Here is an 18,475-nt window from a genome sequence, read left to right as displayed (position 1 = left end):
TCGACCGCGAGTGCGACACCCATCCCGCCACCGATGCACAGCGACGCCAGCCCGCGCTTCGCGTCGCGCTTGACCATCTCGTGCAGCAGCGTCACCAGGATCCGGCAGCCCGACGCGCCGATCGGATGGCCGATCGCGATCGCCCCGCCGTTCACGTTCACCTTCGACGTGTCCCAGCCCATCTGCTTGTGCACCGCCAGCGCCTGCGCCGCGAACGCCTCGTTGATTTCCATCAGGTCCAGGTCGCCCGGCGTCCAGCCCGCGCGCTCCAGCGCACGGCGCGACGCCGGCACCGGGCCCATGCCCATCACGCTCGGATCGACGCCCGCGTTCGCGTAGGCCTTGATCCGCGCAAGCGGCGTCAGGCCGAGTGCCGCCGCCTTCTGCGCCGACATCACCAGCACCGCCGCCGCGCCGTCGTTCAGGCCCGACGCGTTCGCCGCCGTCACCGAACCGTCCTTCGCGAACGCCGGCTTCAGGCCCGCGAGCGACTCCGCCGTCACGCCGTGACGCACGAACTCGTCGGTCGCGAACTGCAGCGGCTCGCCCTTGCGTTGCGGAATCGCCACCGGCACGATCTCGTCGTCGAAGCGGCCGGCCTTCTGCGCGGCTTCCGCCTTGTTCTGCGACAGCGCCGCGAATGCGTCCTGCTCTTCGCGCGTGATCCCGTATTCCTTCGCGACGTTCTCCGCCGTGATCCCCATGTGGTACTGGTTGTACACGTCCCACAGGCCGTCGACGATCATCGTGTCGACCAGCTTCGCATCGCCCATCCGGAAGCCGTCGCGCGAGCCCGGCAGCACGTGCGGCGACGCGCTCATGTTTTCCTGGCCGCCCGCGACCACGATCTCCGCGTCGCCCGCCATGATCGCGTTCGCCGCCAGCATCACGGCCTTCAGGCCCGAGCCGCACACCTTGTTGATCGTCATCCCCGGCACGGCCGCCGGCAGCCCGGCCTTGATCAGCGACTGGCGCGCCGGGTTCTGGCCCGAACCCGCCGTCAGCACCTGGCCCATGATCACTTCGCTCACCTGCTCCGGCTTCACGCCCGAGCGCTCCAGCACCGCCCGAATCACCGTCGCGCCCAGTTCGGGTGCCGCGATCTTCGCGAGCGAGCCGCCGAATTTGCCGACCGCGGTCCGCGCGGCCGATACGATCACTACGTCCGTCATGTTCAGTTCCTGCTTTGAAATCAGTGGGTCGATCCGTGTTGTTGCGTGCCGGTGCCGGCACGGCGGCCGATGACGCGTGAGCGCCACGCGGCTCGCGCCGCGGCCGCACGCTCGCGCGCTCATGCGCGCGGCACGTCCGCAGATCCGGCCATGCCCAGGCACGCTGCGGCAAGCCGGTCATTCGCCGACCGCCACGTGGCACGTGCGGCGGCCGGCGCCCGCCGGCGCCATTCAATCGTGTCGCGCCTGCGCGCGACACGCGGTCATGCGGCCGATTCGCGCGGAGCCGCTTCCTTGCGCGCGGCGGCGGCCGTCTGCTTGGCACCGCGCGTCGCCGTCTCGCTGACCGCGTCGAAACCGCTTTGCGCGGCCTCGATCGCCTGCCCCGTCGCAGCGCGCATGGAATCGGCGGCGGCAGTCGCCGCGGACAGCGCCGAATTCAGCGCTGCAACCACGGGGCCCGAGCCCGCCGGCGCATGCTTCGTCAGTTCGCCGACCACGTCCTTCACGCGCTTGTCGGTCTGCTCGTACTGAGCCTGCGCGACCTTCGCCCATTCGGCCTGCGTCGACACGGCGATGTCGAACAGATGGCGGCCGTACGCGATGGCCTTGCCGGCTGCTTCCTGCGGTGCGGCCGCCTGCTGCGCGAAACCGGCGGCCGGGTTGTTCACGTTGAACGCGTTCTTCAGCTTGTCCTCATACTCCTCGAGCGCCGTCTTGGCCGCCTGCACGTTGAGTTCGACGACAGCCTCGAAGCCTTGAATCGCCGGACGTGCAATCGCGAACCAGGCAGCGATTCCGGATTGATAATCGGCGGCGAATTTTTCGGGGGCAAATACGGACATCGGGCACGCTCCTGTTGGCAATGCGAGAGAAACGACGTAAAAGAAAAATGGAAGCCAGATCAGTGCCTGCTCCCTTATTCAACTCCTCACGGATACGATTGAACGCGGGGAGTAGAGGATGGCCATTCTAGATGCATTAATTGTCAATTAAGTGGCATTAATGCTAGGTGAAAACCCTTAGCGGGCGAAATGACCGACTCGCGCCCCATATTCCCCGCCTCGGGGCCGTGTCGCAATGCCTTGTCCAGTAACGCTTTTTACTTTTTTACAGCATGCCATGCAACACTCGCCCGCAACATTTACCTCGTCATTATTCCCGTTATTATAAAAAAGGTTGGCATTGAATACCCGCTCGACCACCCATGTAATCGTTTTTCCAGATTTCTTTTGAAATCGTTACCGGGTTTATTAATGAATACTCTATTAATCGTATGAATTTCCGAAATCGGTGGTGATAATTTCATCCGACCAGTTCGCGATGCAGCGCGCGGAACTCCTGCGCGAGCTTGTGCGCCGGCTCGAGATGGATCACCGGCTTCGACTGCTGGTGCGACTCGCGGATCTTCACCGACGCCGACAGCCGCGACGCCAGCACCGGCAGCCCCTCCTCGACGAGCTCGTCGACCAGCCGCTGCGGCAGGCTCGCGCGCGGCTGGAACTGGTTGATGACGATCCCTTCGACCTCGAGCGCCGCGTTATGGTCCTGCTGGATTTCCTTCACGTTCTCGAGCAACGTGTACAGCGCACGGCGCGAGAAGTCGTCGCAGTCGAACGGAATCAGGCAGCGCTCGACCGCGATCAGTGCCGAGCGCGTGTAGAAGTTCAGCGCGGGCGGCGTATCGATGTAGACGGCATCGTAGGTATCGAGCTCGTTCAGCGCGTCGCGCAGCTTGTAGATCTTGTAGCGCGACTCGAGCTTGCCGTGCAGCGTGTCGAGGTCCGGATGCGCGGGCATCACGTCGAGCCCGTCGAACGGCGTCGGGTGGATGAACGACGCGACGTCGACCGGCCGGAAGTTGAACGTCAGCGCCGTCTCGAAGAATTCGGCGACACCGGGCCGCGCATCGGCCGCGCGGTCGCCGAGCAGATAGCGCGTGGAGTTCGCCTGCGCATCGAGATCGATGACGAGCGTGCGCAGCCCTTCGCTCGCGCTGATCGCCGCCAGGTTACAGACGATCGTCGACTTGCCCACGCCGCCCTTCTGGTTGAATACGACCCGCCGCATTGTGTCTCCTTCGATCGAAACGTCGAAAGAACGAGCTTAGCCGGTCAATCATGGCGGCCGCGTGACATCCGTCAGATACGCGGCAGCGGACCCGACACGCAGCGGTTGCCGGGCACGCTCCAGCGCCACGGCAGTTCCCGGCCGACGCGAATGCCGATGCGCGGGCCGCCCGCGAGATTCGCGGGTGGCGGCGTGCCGTCGTCCACGAGCGCGAACCCTTCGTGCGCGGCGACCAGGTCGACGCCGTCCTGCGCACCGGCGATGCCGAGCGCCTGGGTCAGCCGTGCCGGCCCGCGGCACAGATCGCGATCGCGCGTCAGCGGCGGCCGGGCCGCCCGCATTCGCTCAAGCCCGGAGAGCGGCTCCAGCGCACGGATCAGCACCCCCGTTCCGGTGCCTTCCGGGCCGCACACGCAGTTGCAGCACCAGTGCATGCCGTACGTGAAATAGACGTACAGGTGGCCAGGCGGCCCGAACATCGTCGCATTGCGCGGCGTCTTGCCGCGGTATGTGTGCGCGGCCGGATCGATCGCGCCCGCATAGGCTTCGACTTCGACGATCCGGCCCGCGCGGCCGTCCGATGCCGCGAGGATCTTGTTCAGCAGTTGCGGCGCGACTTCGGTGGCGGCCCGATCGAAGAACGCGCGCGGCAACAGCGTGCCCGGCCACTGCGGCGCGGGTTCATCGCGCGGCATCCTGTGCCTCCTGCTGCCGGCGGCCCGATCCGGCGTGCGCCGCCTCGCGAAGCTCGCGGTACGCGTCGACCAGTTCGCCGATACCGAATGCGCGATTTCTGCCGCTCGGGTTCGGCAGGATCCAGACGGCCGTGCGCTGCATGTGCACCGGTTGCAGCCCCCACGCGATGTCGCGTTGGCCGGACAGCGCGGCGTAGGCGGCCTTGCCGAGGAACGCGACGAAGCGCGGCGCGTAACGCGCGATCTTCTGGTCGAAGGCGGCGGCCGCCGCGATGAATTCCGCGTGCGACAACTGATCGGCACGCGCGGTCGGTCGCGGCACGACCGCGGTCAACCCGCAGCCGCACGCGAGGATCGTGCGGTCATCCTGCGGCGCGATTTCGTCCGGTGTGAAGCCGGCGAGATGCAGCACGCGCCAGAAGCGGTTGTTCCTTCCCGCGAAGTGATGGCCGGTCGCGGCCGCGGTCAGGCCGGGGTTGATCCCGCAGAACAGCACGTCGAGCTGCGGGGCGATGATGTCGGGGAGCGCGTCAGCCACGGTCGGCCTCGGGTACGCGGGGCGCACACGAAAAAAGACCCGAAGGTCCGTGCCAAGCGACTGGCTTGACTCGGACGTTCGGGTCCATTCCGGTGCGGGATGCCGGCGTTTCTGTTTTAGAACGGAATATCGTCGTCCATCTCGTCGAAGCCGCCGCCTGCCGGCGCGCTCGGACGGCTCTGCCCGCCGCCTGCACCGCCGCGCGGTGCGCCGCCGGCACGACCTCCGCCGCCGCCGCGCTCCATCTGCTCGCCGCCACGGCCGCCGCCGCCACCACCATAGCCTCCGCCGTAACCGCCTTCGTCACCACCGCCACCGCCGCCGCCCGCACCGCCGCGGCCGCCGAGCATCTGCATCTGGTCGGCGACGATTTCGGTCGAGTAGCGATCCTGGCCGTCCTGGCCCTGCCACTTGCGCGTGCGGATGCGGCCTTCGATATAGACCGACGAACCCTTCTTCAGGTATTCGCTGACGATTTCCGCGAGACGGCCGAAGAACGCGACGCGGTGCCATTCGGTCATTTCCTTGAAATCGCCGCTTGCCTTGTCCTTGTAGCGATCGGTCGTCGCGAGACGGATGTTCGCAACCGCGTCGCCGCTCGGCAGGTAACGGACTTCAGGATCGGCGCCGAGATTGCCGACGAGGATGACCTTGTTGACGGATGCCATGTGTTTCTCCAGTAAATTCGATGCCGGGCCGCCCGCGAATGTCGTCGGAGCGGCCCGCCGGGCAAGCCGGCAAGCGTCGCCCTGCGTGCCCGAAAAGTAGGTTCAGGCCTTGCGCGGCGGCGCTTTCATGCTGGCCGCGATTATAAGCCACGCCGCCACGAGCCCCGAACACGCATAGAAGACGGTGTTCGCGCCGCCGTGTTTCAGCAGCCAGCCGCCCGCGATGCCGCCGAGCGCGAGCCCGATCGATTGCGTGGTGTTGTAGACGCCCGTGGCCGCGCCCTTGCGCGAACCGGGCGCGAGCTTCGACACGAGCGACGGCTGCGATGCTTCCAGGATGTTGAAGCCGAGGAAGTACACGAACAGGATCGCCGCCACCATGAGGATGGTATGCGGTGCGCTGCCGAGCAACAATTGACCGATCAGGATAGCCAGAATGCCGCCGAGCAGCACCGGCTTCATCTTGCCCCGTTTTTCCGCGACGATGATCGCCGGGACCATCATCACGAACGCGAGCCCCATCACCGGCAGGTAGACCTTCCAGTGCGAAGCGACCGGCAGCCCGCCGTCGACCAGCAGGCGCGGCACGACGAGAAACAGCGCCGTCTGCGTCGCGTGGAGCACGAGCACGCCGAAGTTCAGGCGCAGCAGCTCGACGTTGTGCAGCACCTCGGCGAACGGCGCAGGCACGTGCACGGGCTTCGCCGCATCGGGCACGATCCACACCACGACACCGATCGCGAGGATCGACAGCACGCCGACGATCGCGAACAGCCCGCTCATCCCGACCCAGTGGAACACGATCGGCGCGCCGACGATCGCGACCGCGAACGACACGCCGATCGAGCCGCCGACCATCGCCATCGCCTTCGTGCGGTTCTGCTCGGAGGTCAGGTCGGCGATGAACGCGAGCACCGCGGACGACACCGCGCCCATCCCCTGGATCACGCGGCCGACGATGATCCACGTGATGTCGTGCGCGAACGCGGCGACGAAGCTGCCGAGCGCGAAGATCACGAGGCCCGTGGCGATCACCGGCTTGCGGCCGAACTTGTCGGATGCCCAGCCGTAGAAGATGTAGAACAGCGACTGCGTGACGCCGTAGGCCCCGAGCGCGATGCCGACGAGCAGCACGTTGTCGCCGCCCGGAATGGTTTTCGCGTAGACCGAGAACACCGGCATGATCATGAACAGGCCGAGCATGCGCAGCGCGAAGATCGCCGCGAGCGACGTGGTCGCGCGCAGTTCGGGCGCACTCATGCGGGAAGACGTGGCGGACGGATTGGACATCGGGAATGAATTTCGAATGATCGGAATGTCCGCCCGGCGGCGGGCGGCGGAAGATCAGGGCCACCGGCCCGGCAGGCCTGGCAGGCGTGCTCCGGGGCCGCTTTCCGGGACGTCGTGCAGGCAGTCCGCGGGCCGCCCGAAGCCGTGCGGCGCGGCCGCTTTCCCCGCGTGGGCACCGCCTTGCTGCCAGTTGCCGCAAAGGCTGGGGGCCCCCAACGACGGCCTCGAAAAGCCGTTATAGTAGCAGGTTTGGTTCCCTCCATTTTGGCCAGGTTCATGGAACAGATCCGTATCCGTGGGGCACGCACCCACAACCTGAAAAACGTCAATCTCGACCTGCCGCGCCACAAGCTGGTCGTGATTACCGGGTTGTCCGGGTCGGGCAAGTCGTCGCTCGCGTTCGATACCCTTTATGCCGAAGGCCAGCGCCGCTACGTCGAAAGCCTGTCCGCGTATGCCCGCCAGTTCCTGCAGCTGATGGAGAAGCCCGACGTCGACCTGATCGAGGGCCTGTCGCCCGCGATCTCGATCGAACAGAAGGCGACGTCCCACAATCCCCGTTCGACCGTCGGCACGGTCACCGAAATCCACGACTACCTGCGACTTTTGTTCGCACGTGTCGGCACGCCCTACTGCCCCGACCACGACATCCCGCTCGAGGCGCAGAGCGTATCGCAGATGGTCGACGCGGCGCTCGCGCTGCCCGAGGAAACCAAGCTGATGATCCTCGCGCCGGTTGTCGCGAACCGCAAGGGCGAGCACGCCGAGCTGTTCGAGGACATGCAGGCGCAGGGCTTCGTGCGCTTTCGCGTGCGCTCGGGCGGCGGCACCGCGAACGAAGGCGTCGCGAAGATCCACGAGGTCGAGTCGCTGCCGAAGCTGAAGAAGAACGACAAGCACACGATCGACGTCGTCGTCGACCGCCTGAAGGTGCGCCCGGACATGAAGCAGCGGCTCGCGGAATCGTTCGAGACCGCGCTGCGCCTCGCCGACGGCCGCGCGATCGCGCTCGAGATGGATACCGACCGCGAGCACCTGTTCAGCTCGAAGTTCGCGTGCCCGATCTGCTCGTATTCGCTGCAGGAGCTCGAGCCGCGCCTGTTCTCGTTCAACAACCCGATGGGCGCGTGCCCGGAATGCGACGGCCTCGGCCAGATCACGTTCTTCGACCCGAAGCGGGTCGTCGCGCACCCGTCGCTGTCGCTCGCCGCCGGCGCCGTGAAGGGCTGGGACCGCCGCAACCAGTTCTACTTCCAGATGCTGCAGAGCCTCGCGGCGTTCTACGAATTCGACATCGACGCCGCATTCGAGGACCTGCCGGAAAAGATCCGCAAGGTGCTGCTGTTCGGTTCGGGCAAGCAGACCATCCCGTTCTCGTACATCAACGAACGCGGCCGCACGACGATCCGCGAGCACGTGTTCGAGGGGATCATCCCGAACCTCGAGCGCCGCTATCGCGAGACCGATTCGGTCGCGGTGCGCGAAGAGCTGTCGAAGTACCAGAACAACCAGCCGTGCCCGTCGTGCGACGGCACGCGGCTGCGCCGCGAGGCGCGCCACGTGCGGGTCGGCACCGGCGACTACGCGCGCGGCATCTATGAAATCAGCGGCTGGCCGCTGCGCGACGCGCTCGGCTATTTCGACGGCCTGTCGCTCGACGGCGCGAAGCGCGAGATCGCCGACAAGGTGATCAAGGAAATCGTCGCGCGCCTGACCTTCCTGAACAACGTCGGCCTCGATTACCTGTCGCTCGAGCGCAGCGCCGAGACGCTGTCCGGCGGCGAGGCGCAGCGGATCCGGCTCGCGTCGCAGATCGGCTCGGGCCTGACCGGCGTGATGTACGTGCTCGACGAGCCGTCGATCGGCCTGCACCAGCGCGACAACGACCGCCTGATCTCGACGCTCAAGCACCTGCGCGACCTCGGCAACTCGGTGATCGTCGTCGAGCACGACGAGGACATGATCCGCACGGCCGACTACGTCGTCGACATGGGCCCCGGCGCGGGCGAGCACGGCGGCGTGGTGGTTGCCGAAGGCACGCCGAAGCAGGTGCAGTCGAACCCGCAATCGCTGACGGGCCAGTACCTCGTCGGCAAGCGCGTGATCGAGTATCCGGACGAGCGGCTCGCGCCCGATGCCGAGCGGATGCTGCGCATCGTCGACGCGCACGGCAACAACCTGAAGCACGTCGATCTCGAGCTGCCGGTCGGCCTCCTGACCTGCATCACCGGCGTGTCGGGCTCCGGCAAGTCGACGCTGATCAACGACACGCTGTATCACGCGGTCGCGCGCCACCTGTACGGCTCGTCGGCCGAGCCGGCGCCGCACGAGGCGATCGAAGGCCTCGAGCACTTCGACAAGGTGATCAACGTCGACCAGTCGCCGATCGGCCGCACGCCGCGCTCGAACCCGGCCACCTACACGGGGCTGTTCACGCCGATCCGCGAGCTGTTCTCGGGCGTGCCGACCGCGAAGGAGCGCGGCTACGATCCGGGCCGTTTCTCGTTCAACGTGAAGGGCGGCCGCTGCGAGTCATGCCAGGGCGACGGCGTGCTGAAGGTCGAGATGCACTTCCTGCCGGACGTCTACGTGCCGTGCGACGTGTGTCACGGCAAGCGCTACAACCGCGAAACGCTCGAAGTGCAGTACAAGGGCAAGAACATCAGCGAAGTGCTCGACATGACGGTCGAACACGCGTACGAGTTCTTCAGCGCGGTGCCGGTCATCGCGCGCAAGCTGAAGACGCTGCTCGACGTCGGCCTCGGCTACATCCGCCTCGGCCAGTCGGCCACCACGCTGTCGGGTGGCGAGGCGCAGCGCGTGAAGCTGTCGCTGGAACTGTCGAAGCGCGACACCGGCCGCACGCTGTACATCCTCGACGAGCCGACCACCGGCCTGCACTTCCACGATATCGCGCTGCTGCTCGAGGTGATCCACCGGCTGCGCGACCAGGGCAACACGGTCGTGATCATCGAGCACAACCTCGACGTGATCAAGACGGCCGACTGGGTGATCGACCTCGGCCCCGAGGGCGGTGCCGGCGGCGGCCAGATCATCGCGCAGGGCACGCCCGAGCAGGTCGCGAAGACCAAGGCGAGCTTCACCGGCAAGTATCTTGCCCCGCTGCTCAAGCGTCCGGCCCGCAAGGCGGCGGCCGGCTGACACTTTCCGTTCCCGCGCGCGGCCGCCCGGCCGCGCGCGCCGCGTGCCGGGGCTGTGCCCGCCCTGTCGTTTTCCCTTCTGCGGTTTTCCCCTCTGCGTATACACCACGAGCCAAACAGCCCCGTGGCGGACCATAATGGCAGCTATACTTTACGGTCGTAAGGTTCGCCATCCGCACCAATCCGGTGCGGCGCCGGGCAGCCGCCGTCCTGTCGCCCACCGCGCGGCATGACACACGAACGACAGGAATTCACGATGGAGAAGCAACAAGAGTCGCGCGACGCGCAGAACCGCGAGCCGCACTTGCGCAGCGTGCGGCTGACGAGCGACTTCAGCCTGCCGAAGCTGTCGGCGATCGAGATCGGCAGCTATCTGTTCGCCCTCGTCGCGATGGTGCTCGTCATCGAGCTCAAGCTGCTCGGCGGGCTGCTGGCCGGCCTGCTGGTCTACCAGCTGATCCACACGATCGCGCCGGCGATCGAACGCCACACGACGAGCATGCGCGCGCGCTGGGTCGCCGTCGTGCTGCTGTCGATCGCGATCGTCGGCGGGCTCACGGGCCTGACGATCGGCATCATCGAGCACTTCGAGCACACGGTGCCGAACCTGCAGAGCCTGCTCGACCAGCTGATGCAGATCGTCGAGCAAACGCGCGCGCGCACGCCGGCCTGGATCGCGAACCTGCTGCCGGTCGACGTCGAACAGATGAAAACCAAGGCGGCGGTGCTGATGCACTCGCACATGGACCAGCTCCAGCAAGGCGGCAAGAGCGTCGCGCGCGGCTTCGGCCACGTGCTGTTCGGGATGATCATCGGCGCGATGATCGCGATCGGCGTCGAGCACGGCAAGGTGCGCCGGCCGCTGTCGACCGCGCTCGTCACGCGCGTGTCGCGCTTCGCCGAATCGTTCCGCCGGATCGTGTTCGCGCAGATCAAGATCTCGGCGATCAACGCGGCCTTCACCGCCCTCTACCTGCTCGTCGCGCTGCCGATCTTCCACCAGCGGCTGCCGCTGTCCAAGACGCTCGTGCTCGTCACGTTCATCGTCGGGCTGCTGCCGGTGATCGGCAACCTGATCTCGAACACGCTGATCGTCGCGGTGTCGCTGTCCGTCAGCATGGGCACCGCGATCGCGTCGCTTGCGTTCCTTGTGATCATCCACAAGCTCGAGTACTTCCTGAACGCGAAGATCATCGGCGGCCAGATCGAATCGCGCGCATGGGAGCTGCTGCTCGCGATGCTGATCATGGAAGCCGCGTTCGGGCTGCCAGGCGTGATCGCCGCACCGATCTTCTATGCGTACCTGAAGCGCGAGCTGTACATGCTGCGGCTGATCTGACGGCCGCGCGCGCGGCTCCTGCTCACCTCGCGATAAAAAACGCCGCGCTCCGTAAAGAGCGCGGCGTTCTTGTTTGCGGCCCATGTCCGGGCCACCGTCAGCCGGCACCGGCCGGCCGACGCGAACCGCCGATCAGCGGAACACGACGGTCTTCGTCCCGTTCAGCACGATCCGGTGCTCGACATGCCACTTCACCGCGCGCGCGAGCGTCACGCACTCGACGTCGCGGCCGATCGCGGTGAGCTGGTCGGGCGTCATGCTGTGGTCGACGCGCTCGACTTCCTGCTCGATGATCGGGCCTTCGTCGAGATCGGTCGTCACGTAGTGCGCGGTCGCGCCGATCAGCTTCACGCCGCGGTCGAACGCCTGGTAGTACGGCTTCGCGCCCTTGAAGCTCGGCAGGAACGAATGGTGGATGTTGATCGCACGGCCGGCGAGCTGCTGGCACATGTTCGGCGACAGGATCTGCATGTAGCGCGCGAGCACGACGAGATCGGCCTGGTGTTCGTCGATCACGTCCAGCACGCGCGCTTCCTGCGCGGCCTTCGCCGCATCGGACGACCCGCCGACGAGCGGGAAGTGATGGAACGGAACGTTGTAGCTCGCGGCGAGCTGGTAGAACTCCTTGTGGTTCGACACGATCGCCGGGATCTCGATCGGCAGCTGGCCGGTGCGATAGCGGAACAGCAGGTCGTTCAGGCAATGGCCGATCTTCGACACCATGATCACGACGCGCGGCTTCACGGCCGCATCGTGCAGTTCCCAGCGCATCGCGAACTGCTCGGCGAGCGGCGCGAATTCGTGGCGAAGCGTGTCGAGCGCCGACGCGGCATCCGCGCCGTCGGCATCCTGCTCGAAGTGCACGCGCATGAAGAACTCGCCGGTGCGGCTGTCGCCGAACTGCGCCGAATCGAGGATGTTGTTGCTGCGCTCGAACAGGAAGCCCGAGACCGCATGGACGATGCCGTGCCGGTCGGGGCACGACAGTTTCAAGATAAAGCTGTGATCGGTCGACATGACCGCTACTCCCTTCGTTTCCGTATTCGTCAAATTGCCGGTTCGCGCGCGGGCCTGCACCCGGGCGAGCGTCACGCGCCCGGCGCGAACAGCGCGTCGATGCCTTCGGCATCGGCCGCCGCGAGCCAGCGATGGCGCAGCAGCGTGTCGAGCATCGCGAGGCTCGCATCCATCGTCGCGCGGCCTTCGCGCAGCCAGCCGAGCACCTCGGGCACGCCGGCCAGCAGGTGCTCGGCCACTTCGCCGTCCTGGTTGTGCGGCGCGAAATCGCGCGGCAGCGGCAGGTCGTACACGAAGATCAGTTCGGACTGCGTGCCTTCCGGCAGCGAGCACAACACCTGCACCGCACGGCCCGCGATCGCGCGCGCCGCCAGTTCGGCCGGGATGCCGGCCTCTTCCCAGCATTCCTTCGTGAGCGTCTCGTGAACGCCCAGGCCCCAGCCGATGCCGCCCGCGACGACGTTGTCGAGCATGCCGGGGTCGGTGGCCTTGGTCGCGCTGCGGCGGCCGAGCCACATCTGCGGCGCGGCGGGCGAACCCGGCGCAGCCGCATATTCTACGATGCCGTTCAGGTGCACCGCATAAGTCTGCGTGCCGAAGAAGCGCGACGCGGCGCGCTCGATGTACGCGAGCGGCGGATCGTCGAAGCGGTTGCGGATCGCATAGATCTCGTCGCGCCAGCCGGGAATCGCGCCTTCTGCGGCCAGCGCGCCGATCGCGCTCGCGAGCGCCATGCTGCGCGCGTCGACCGTGTCATAGCGCGCCGACAGCACCACGCGTTCATCCGTCAGCTCGAACACGTCGGGCCAGCGGGCGAGCTTCGCGACGTCCTGGCGACGCACCCAGCCTACGGCCAGGCCGGCGATCTCGAAACGCAGGTGCGCGGCCGGATCGAAGCGGCGCGCGGCCGCAATGCAGGGAAACGTCATCGCGCTCAGTCCTTCAGCGCAACGCGAATGCCGATCGCGATGAAGGTCGCGCCGGCAATCCGGTCGAGCCACACGCCGGCCTTCGGGCGGCGCTTCAGCCATGCGCCGATCGCGCCCGCGCCGACGCCGAACAGCGAAAAGATCGCGGCCGTCTGCAGCATGAACAGCGCGCCGAGCTCGAACATCTGCAGCGTCACGCCCTGCACGCCGTGCGGATCGACGAACTGCGGCAGGAACACGACGAAGAACAGCGTGACCTTCGGGTTCATCAGGTTGCCGATCACGCTCTGCCGGAAGATCGCGCTCAGCGGCTGCGGCGGGCGCTCGTGCGCATTCGCGAGGCCCTGGCTGCGCAGCGCCTTGATGCCGATCCACACGAGGTAGGCGGCGCCCGCGAGCTTCAGCGCCTGGAACGCGACCGGCGACGAGCGCAGCACGGCCGCGACGCCGAGCGCCGCGAGCGTCGTATGGAACAGGATCCCGGCCGTGAAGCCGAGCGCCGCGACGAAGCCGGCCGCGCGCCCCTGCGAGATGCCGCGCGCGAGCACCTGCAGGTTGTCGGGGCCAGGCGCGAACGTGATCGCCATCGATGTGGCGAGAAACAGCAGGAAGTCGGGCATCGTGATCTCGCGGCGTGGGCCGGCGTCCAGTGGTTCAGGGGTTCAGTGGCCGGCGAATTCGGTGACGGTATAGACGGGCAGCCCCGCGTTGCGCAGCAGCGTCGAGCCGCCGAGATCGGGCAGGTCGATGATCGCCGCGCCCTCGACGACGACCGCGCCGAGCCGCTGCAGCAGGTTGCGCCCCGCCATCATCGTGCCGCCGGTCGCGATCAGGTCGTCCATGATGATCACGCGGTCGCCGGGGCGGCACGCGTCTTCGTGGATCTCGACCGTCGCGCTGCCGTATTCGAGGTCATACGATTCCGAGCGCGTCTTGTACGGCAGCTTGCCGACCTTGCGGATCGGCACGAAGCCGACGCTCAGCTCATACGCGACGATCGGCGCGATGATGAAGCCACGCGCGTCGAGCCCCGCGACGTAGTCGAGCTTCGCATCGACATAGCGCTCGACGAACAGGTCGACGAGGATGCGCAGCGCCTTCGGGCTCTGCAGCAGCGTCGTAATGTCGCGGAACATCACGCCCGGCTGCGGCCAGTCGGGCACGGTGCGGATCTGGCTGTGGATGAAGGCGACCGGATCGAGCGGTGCGCCCGACGACGAATGCGGCATGAGACTCTCCAAAAAAAACGGTGCGCGAAGATCGGGCACCGTTTCGAACAAATACGGGTCAGGTTATCGAAGGACGACTCAGGCGACCGCGGCCGGCGGCTCGCGCCGCAGGCGCGACAGCCGCTCCTCCGCGAGCGCGAGCGCCTCGGGCAATCCGCGCAGCACGACGATGTCGCTCGCGCGCAGCTTGGTCTGCGGGTCGGGTTCGACGCCGCGAATCCCGTGCCGGCGAATCGCCGTGACTTCCAGCCCGAGCGCATACAGCCCGAGCTCCTCCAGCGAGCGCCCGACCGCGTCCGCGCGCGCGTCGACCGGCACCGATTGTAGCCGCACCTGCTCGTGATCGTCGTCGTCCGTGTCGTCCGCGCCGCGGAAATAGCCGCGCAGCAGGCTGTAGCGCTCGTCGCGCATTTCCTCGACGCGCCGCACGACCTTGCGCATCGGCACGCCGACCAGCACCAGCGTGTGCGACGCGAGCATCAGGCTGCCCTCGACGATTTCCGGAATCACCTCGGTCGCGCCGGCCGCGAGCAGCTTCTCGAGATCGGCGTCGTCGACCGTGCGCACGATCGCCGGCAGCGTCGGCTCCAGTTCGTGCACGTGGTGCAGCACGCGCAGCGCGGACGGCGTGTTCGCATACGTGATCGCGACGGCCGCCGCGCGATGAATACCGGCGGCCAGCAGCGACTCGCGGCGCGCCGCGTCGCCGAACACGACCGATTCGCCGGCCGTCGCGGCCGCGCTCACGCGATCGGGATCGAGGTCCAGCGCGACGTACGAAATACCTTCCTGCTCGAGCATCCGCGCCAGGTTCTGCCCCGCGCGACCGTAGCCGCAGATGATCACGTGGCCGCGCTGCTTGAGGCTTTGCGTCGCGATCCGCGTCATCTGCAGCGATTGCTGCATCCATTCCGTCGACGACAGCCGCATCACGATCCGGTCGGCATTCTGGATCAGGAACGGCGCGGCGAGCATCGACAGCAGCATCGACGCGAGGATCGCCTGCAGCAGCGTCGAATCGACGAGGTGCCGGTCGAGGATCAGGTTCACCAGCACGAAGCCGAATTCGCCGGCCTGCGCGAGCCCGATGCCGGTGCGCATCGCAACGCCCGGCGTCGCGCCGAACAGCCGTGCGAGCCCCGCGATCATGGTCCCCTTGAACAGGATCTGCCCGACGAAGAAGCCGAGCACGAGGAACGGGTGCTCCCAGATCACGCGCGGATCGAGCAGCATGCCCGTCGTCACGAAGAACAGGCCGAGCAGCACGTCGCGAAACGGCTTGATGTCTTCTTCCACCTGATGGCGGAACGGCGTCTCGGAGATCAGCATCCCGGCGATGAACGCGCCGAGCGCGAGCGACAGCCCGAACTTGTCCGTGATGAACGCGGCGCCGAGCGTGACGAGCAGCAGGTTCAGCACGAACAGTTCCTGCGAGCGGCGCCGCGCGACGACGTTGAGCCAGCGCGTCATGAAGCGCTGGCCGACGATCAGCAGCAGCGCGAGCGCGATCACGATCTTGACCGCCGCGAAGCCGAGCGTGATCGCGAGATCCTTCGACGATTCGGCGCCGAACGCGGCGATCACGATCAACAGCGGCACCACCGCGAGATCCTGGAACAGCAGCACGCCGAAGATGTTGCGGCCGTGCTCCGTTTCGATCTCGAGCCGCTCGGCGAGCATCTTCGACACGATCGCGGTCGACGACATCGCCAGCGCGCCGCCGAGCGCGACGCTGCCCTGCCACGTGATGTGCACCCAGTGCTCGAACAGGAAACCGAGCACGACCGCGAGCACGAGCGTCGCGACGACTTGCAACAACCCGAGCCCGAACACGAGCCGCTGCATCGCCCGCAGCTTCGCGAGCGAGAACTCGAGGCCGATCGAGAACATCAGGAATACCACGCCGAATTCCGCGAGGTGCTCGGCGCGTTCGAGGTCCGCGGCGATGCCGAATGCGTGCGGGCCGACCAGGATGCCGACGGTCAGGTAGCCGAGCATCGGCGGCAAGTTCAACGAGCGAAATACGACGACGCCCACCACCGAGGCCAGCAGCAGCAGCAGGGTCATTTCGAGCGGGGAAATCACGGGCGAAGCGTCCTCGTTCGTCGGGGCCACGGCAAGGCGGGCGCGGGTGGTGGCGGTGGACCGGCAACCTCGGACGAGTCCGAAGGCGCGGCGCGGCGAACAAACGCCTTTGCTATACTCCGCGCATGATAGCGAAAATCAATGATGATCGGGCGCTCGCGCTCGCCCGCGACGTGCTCGACATCGAGGCGGACGCCGTGCGCGCGCTGCGCGACCAGCTCGACGGCGACTTCGTCCAGGCCGTTGCGCTGCTGCTCGGCTGCCGCGGCCGCGTCGTGGTGTCCGGCATCGGCAAATCGGGGCATATCGCCCGCAAGATCGCGGCCACGCTGGCCAGCACCGGCACGCCGGCCTTCTTCGTCCACCCGGCCGAGGCCAGCCACGGCGACCTCGGCATGGTCACGCCGGACGACGTCTTCATCGGCATTTCCTACTCCGGCGAATCGGAAGAACTCGTCGCGATCCTGCCGCTCGTCAAGCGGATCGGCGCGAAGCTGATCGCGATCACGGGTCGTGCGGAATCGAGCCTCGGCACACTCGCCGACGTGAACCTGAACGCCGCGGTGTCGAAGGAAGCGTGCCCGCTGAACCTCGCGCCCACCGCGAGCACGACCGCCGCGCTCGCGCTCGGCGACGCGCTCGCCGTCGCGGTGCTCGACGCGCGCGGCTTCGGTTCCGAGGATTTCGCGCGCTCGCACCCGGGCGGCGCGCTCGGCCGGCGCCTGCTCACCTACGTGCGCGACGTGATGCGCTCGGGCGACGACGTCCCGTCCGTCGGGCTCGACGCGACGCTGTCGGACGCGCTGTTCCAGATCACCGCGAAGCGCCTCGGCATGACGGCCGTGGTCGATGCCGCCGGCCGCGTCGCCGGCATCTTCACCGACGGCGACCTGCGCCGCGTGCTCGCACGCGACGGCGATTTCCGCACGCTGCCGATCGTCGACGTGATGACGCGCGAGCCGCGCACGATCGGCCCCGAGCAACTCGCGGTCGAGGCCGTGGAACTGATGGAGCGCCATCGGATCAACCAGATGCTGGTCGTCGATGCCGATGGCGCGCTGATCGGCGCGCTGAACATGCACGACCTGTTTTCGAAGAAGGTGATCTGATGAGCGCAGCGCTGACTGCGGCCGAACGCGCGAGCCGTGTAAAGCTGATGATTTTCGACGTCGACGGTGTGCTGACCGACGGCGGCCTGCTGTTTACCGCGGCCGGCGACGCGATGAAGTCGTTCAATTCGCTCGACGGCCACGGCGTGAAGCTGCTCGGCGAGGCCGGCATCGCGACCGCGATCATCACCGGTCGCCGCTCGGACATCGTCGCGGCGCGTGCGAAGGAAATGAAGATCGCGCACCTGTTCCAGGGCGTCGAGAACAAGCTCGCCGTGTTCGCCGACCTGATCGCCTCGCTCGGCATCACGGCCGACGCGTGCGGCTACATGGGCGACGACTGGCCCGATCTGCCGGTGATGCTGCGCTGCGGTTTCGCGACCGCGCCGGCCAACGCGCACCCCGAAGTGATCGCCCGCGCGCACTGGGTGGCCGAGGCCCGCGGCGGCCACGGCGCGGTGCGCGAAGCGTGCGACGCGATCCTGCGCGCGCAGCGCCGCTACGACGCGCTGCTCGCCGCCGCCTGCGGAGCCTGACGGATGAACACGCATTTCCGCTGGACCCAGTTGCTGCCGCTCGTCGCGGTGGCCGCGCTCGCGGGCATCACGTGGTGGCTGCTGCAGGCGACGCTGCCGCCGCCCGGCGAAGGCACCGTGCAGCCGAAGCGCCATACGCCCGACTATTTCGCGGACAACTTCTCGGTTACCGAGCTCGACCAGACCGGCACGACCCAGTACCGGCTGACGGCCGCGAAGCTGATCCATTACGAAGACACCGAAACCAGCGACCTGACCGATCCGGCCATGCGCGCCTTCCAGCCCGGCAAGCCGGTCGTGACGACCACCGCGCTGCGCGGCACGGTCAACGGCGACGTGTCGATCGTCGACTTGTACGACAACGCGCGCATCCTGCGCGTGGCCGGCGGCGGCGATCCGCAGATGCAGGCCGATTCCCAGCATTTCCGGATCTTCGTCAATGACGATGTGATCCAGACCGAAAAGCCGGTTAAACTTCAGCGCGGCCTGTCGCTCGTCAACGCGACCGACGGCATGAAGTACAACAACGTCACCCGGGTCATCGAGCTTTACGGCAACGTGCGCGGCACGATCGCCGCCGCGGACACGTCCGGCGGCTCGAAAGGTCAATCCAGGTGATGCATCCCTCACGTGACTG

Annotated in this window: 17 protein-coding genes; 5 read left to right on the top strand and 12 right to left on the bottom strand. The window is 67.2% G+C overall.

The genetic code is table 11. The features are described from left to right. From ACTJKF_RS27155 to ACTJKF_RS27125, 7 genes are all read right to left on the bottom strand, one after another. Positions 1 to 1,172, bottom strand: a 1,172-nt coding sequence (locus tag ACTJKF_RS27155; RefSeq protein WP_440622827.1) for an acetyl-CoA C-acetyltransferase, incomplete at its 3' end; no start/stop codon positions are given. 263 nt (positions 1,173 to 1,435) lie between these two features. Continuing rightward, positions 1,436 to 2,017, bottom strand: a complete 582-nt coding sequence (phaP, locus tag ACTJKF_RS27150; protein ID WP_440627705.1) for a TIGR01841 family phasin — start codon at positions 2,015 to 2,017, stop codon at positions 1,436 to 1,438. Positions 2,018 to 2,477: 460 nt separating this feature from the next. Continuing rightward, the gene (locus ACTJKF_RS27145) at positions 2,478 to 3,242 is read right to left on the bottom strand and encodes a ParA family protein (RefSeq protein WP_440627703.1); all 765 of its coding nucleotides are present in this window, start codon (positions 3,240 to 3,242) and stop codon (positions 2,478 to 2,480) included. 71 nt (positions 3,243 to 3,313) lie between these two features. Continuing rightward, on the bottom strand, positions 3,314 to 3,937 hold the full coding sequence (locus ACTJKF_RS27140; protein WP_440627701.1) for a DNA-3-methyladenine glycosylase: 624 nt from the start codon (positions 3,935 to 3,937) through the stop codon (positions 3,314 to 3,316). After that, positions 3,924 to 4,475 (bottom strand): G/U mismatch-specific DNA glycosylase, encoded by a 552-nt coding sequence (gene mug / locus ACTJKF_RS27135; RefSeq protein WP_440627699.1) that lies wholly within the window; start codon positions 4,473 to 4,475, stop codon positions 3,924 to 3,926. The genes ACTJKF_RS27140 and mug overlap by 14 nt, the downstream gene beginning before the upstream one ends. A gap of 116 nt (positions 4,476 to 4,591) precedes the next feature. Continuing rightward, complete coding sequence (locus tag ACTJKF_RS27130) at positions 4,592 to 5,143, bottom strand: single-stranded DNA-binding protein (RefSeq protein ID WP_121860964.1); 552 nt, start codon at positions 5,141 to 5,143, stop codon at positions 4,592 to 4,594. 102 nt (positions 5,144 to 5,245) lie between these two features. After that, positions 5,246 to 6,433 (bottom strand): MFS transporter, encoded by a 1,188-nt coding sequence (locus ACTJKF_RS27125; RefSeq protein WP_440627697.1) that lies wholly within the window; start codon positions 6,431 to 6,433, stop codon positions 5,246 to 5,248. 276 nt (positions 6,434 to 6,709) lie between these two features. Between ACTJKF_RS27125 and uvrA the strand changes: the two genes are divergently transcribed. Together uvrA and ACTJKF_RS27115 are read left to right on the top strand one after the other, a co-directional pair. Further along, positions 6,710 to 9,595 (top strand): excinuclease ABC subunit UvrA, encoded by a 2,886-nt coding sequence (gene uvrA, locus ACTJKF_RS27120; RefSeq protein ID WP_440627695.1) that lies wholly within the window; start codon positions 6,710 to 6,712, stop codon positions 9,593 to 9,595. A gap of 255 nt (positions 9,596 to 9,850) precedes the next feature. Next, entirely contained in the window at positions 9,851 to 10,933 is a 1,083-nt protein-coding gene (locus tag ACTJKF_RS27115) for an AI-2E family transporter (RefSeq protein ID WP_440627694.1), read from the top strand. 132 nt (positions 10,934 to 11,065) lie between these two features. Here ACTJKF_RS27115 and purU read toward each other — a convergent pair whose 3' ends face one another. The 5 genes from purU to ACTJKF_RS27090 all read right to left on the bottom strand — a co-directional run bounded on the left by purU (position 11,066) and on the right by ACTJKF_RS27090 (position 16,193). Further along, the gene (purU, locus tag ACTJKF_RS27110) at positions 11,066 to 11,950 is read right to left on the bottom strand and encodes a formyltetrahydrofolate deformylase (RefSeq protein WP_440627692.1); all 885 of its coding nucleotides are present in this window, start codon (positions 11,948 to 11,950) and stop codon (positions 11,066 to 11,068) included. Between the two features lie 71 nt (positions 11,951 to 12,021). Continuing rightward, positions 12,022 to 12,879 carry a DUF4743 domain-containing protein gene (locus tag ACTJKF_RS27105; protein ID WP_440627690.1) on the bottom strand — a complete coding sequence of 286 codons (858 nt, stop codon included), beginning with the start codon at positions 12,877 to 12,879 and terminating at the stop codon, positions 12,022 to 12,024. A 5-nt stretch (positions 12,880 to 12,884) separates the two neighbouring features. After that, positions 12,885 to 13,499 carry a LysE family translocator gene (locus ACTJKF_RS27100; RefSeq protein WP_440627688.1) on the bottom strand — a complete coding sequence of 205 codons (615 nt, stop codon included), beginning with the start codon at positions 13,497 to 13,499 and terminating at the stop codon, positions 12,885 to 12,887. Between the two features lie 42 nt (positions 13,500 to 13,541). Beyond that, positions 13,542 to 14,108: an adenine phosphoribosyltransferase gene (locus ACTJKF_RS27095; RefSeq protein WP_034179054.1), complete on the bottom strand. Its 567-nt coding sequence runs from the start codon at positions 14,106 to 14,108 to the stop codon at positions 13,542 to 13,544. 78 nt (positions 14,109 to 14,186) lie between these two features. Continuing rightward, positions 14,187 to 16,193 carry a cation:proton antiporter domain-containing protein gene (locus tag ACTJKF_RS27090; protein ID WP_440627686.1) on the bottom strand — a complete coding sequence of 669 codons (2,007 nt, stop codon included), beginning with the start codon at positions 16,191 to 16,193 and terminating at the stop codon, positions 14,187 to 14,189. Positions 16,194 to 16,318: 125 nt separating this feature from the next. Here ACTJKF_RS27090 and kdsD point away from each other — a divergent pair, with 125 nt between their 5' ends. From kdsD to lptC, 3 genes are read left to right on the top strand one after another with little or no spacing between them, the layout of a single operon-like run. Further along, on the top strand, positions 16,319 to 17,302 hold the full coding sequence (gene kdsD / locus ACTJKF_RS27085) for an arabinose 5-phosphate isomerase KdsD (protein ID WP_440627684.1): 984 nt from the start codon (positions 16,319 to 16,321) through the stop codon (positions 17,300 to 17,302). After that, positions 17,302 to 17,838: a KdsC family phosphatase gene (locus ACTJKF_RS27080; RefSeq protein ID WP_440627682.1), complete on the top strand. Its 537-nt coding sequence runs from the start codon at positions 17,302 to 17,304 to the stop codon at positions 17,836 to 17,838. The genes kdsD and ACTJKF_RS27080 overlap by 1 nt, the downstream gene beginning before the upstream one ends. A gap of 3 nt (positions 17,839 to 17,841) precedes the next feature. Then, positions 17,842 to 18,456, top strand: a complete 615-nt coding sequence (gene lptC, locus ACTJKF_RS27075; protein WP_440627680.1) for an LPS export ABC transporter periplasmic protein LptC — start codon at positions 17,842 to 17,844, stop codon at positions 18,454 to 18,456. Positions 18,457 to 18,475: the final 19 nt, after the last annotated feature.

Origin of the sequence: Burkholderia sp. 22313, assembly GCF_052045245.1 — a bacterium.
Classification (GTDB): Bacteria; Pseudomonadota; Gammaproteobacteria; order Burkholderiales; family Burkholderiaceae; genus Burkholderia.
The sequence above is the reverse complement of the archived record's forward strand: the minus strand, read 5'-3'. Positions and strand labels throughout refer to the sequence as shown.

Bases quoted from the DNA above. Each gene is read 5' to 3' on its own strand.
- phaP (WP_440627705.1), bottom strand. From the start codon at position 2,017: ATGTCCGTATTTGCCCCCGAAAAATTCGCCGCCGATTATCAATCCGGA.
- ACTJKF_RS27145 (WP_440627703.1), bottom strand. From the start codon at position 3,242: ATGCGGCGGGTCGTATTCAACCAGAAGGGCGGCGTGGGCAAGTCGACG.
- ACTJKF_RS27140 (WP_440627701.1), bottom strand. From the start codon at position 3,937: ATGCCGCGCGATGAACCCGCGCCGCAGTGGCCGGGCACGCTGTTGCCG.
- ACTJKF_RS27130 (WP_121860964.1), bottom strand. From the start codon at position 5,143: ATGGCATCCGTCAACAAGGTCATCCTCGTCGGCAATCTCGGCGCCGAT.
- ACTJKF_RS27125 (WP_440627697.1), bottom strand. From the start codon at position 6,433: ATGTCCAATCCGTCCGCCACGTCTTCCCGCATGAGTGCGCCCGAACTG.
- uvrA (WP_440627695.1), top strand. From the start codon at position 6,710: ATGGAACAGATCCGTATCCGTGGGGCACGCACCCACAACCTGAAAAAC.
- ACTJKF_RS27115 (WP_440627694.1), top strand. From the start codon at position 9,851: ATGGAGAAGCAACAAGAGTCGCGCGACGCGCAGAACCGCGAGCCGCAC.
- purU (WP_440627692.1), bottom strand. From the start codon at position 11,950: ATGTCGACCGATCACAGCTTTATCTTGAAACTGTCGTGCCCCGACCGG.
- ACTJKF_RS27105 (WP_440627690.1), bottom strand. From the start codon at position 12,879: ATGACGTTTCCCTGCATTGCGGCCGCGCGCCGCTTCGATCCGGCCGCG.
- ACTJKF_RS27100 (WP_440627688.1), bottom strand. From the start codon at position 13,499: ATGCCCGACTTCCTGCTGTTTCTCGCCACATCGATGGCGATCACGTTC.
- ACTJKF_RS27095 (WP_034179054.1), bottom strand. From the start codon at position 14,108: ATGCCGCATTCGTCGTCGGGCGCACCGCTCGATCCGGTCGCCTTCATC.
- kdsD (WP_440627684.1), top strand. From the start codon at position 16,319: ATGATAGCGAAAATCAATGATGATCGGGCGCTCGCGCTCGCCCGCGAC.
- ACTJKF_RS27080 (WP_440627682.1), top strand. From the start codon at position 17,302: ATGAGCGCAGCGCTGACTGCGGCCGAACGCGCGAGCCGTGTAAAGCTG.
- lptC (WP_440627680.1), top strand. From the start codon at position 17,842: ATGAACACGCATTTCCGCTGGACCCAGTTGCTGCCGCTCGTCGCGGTG.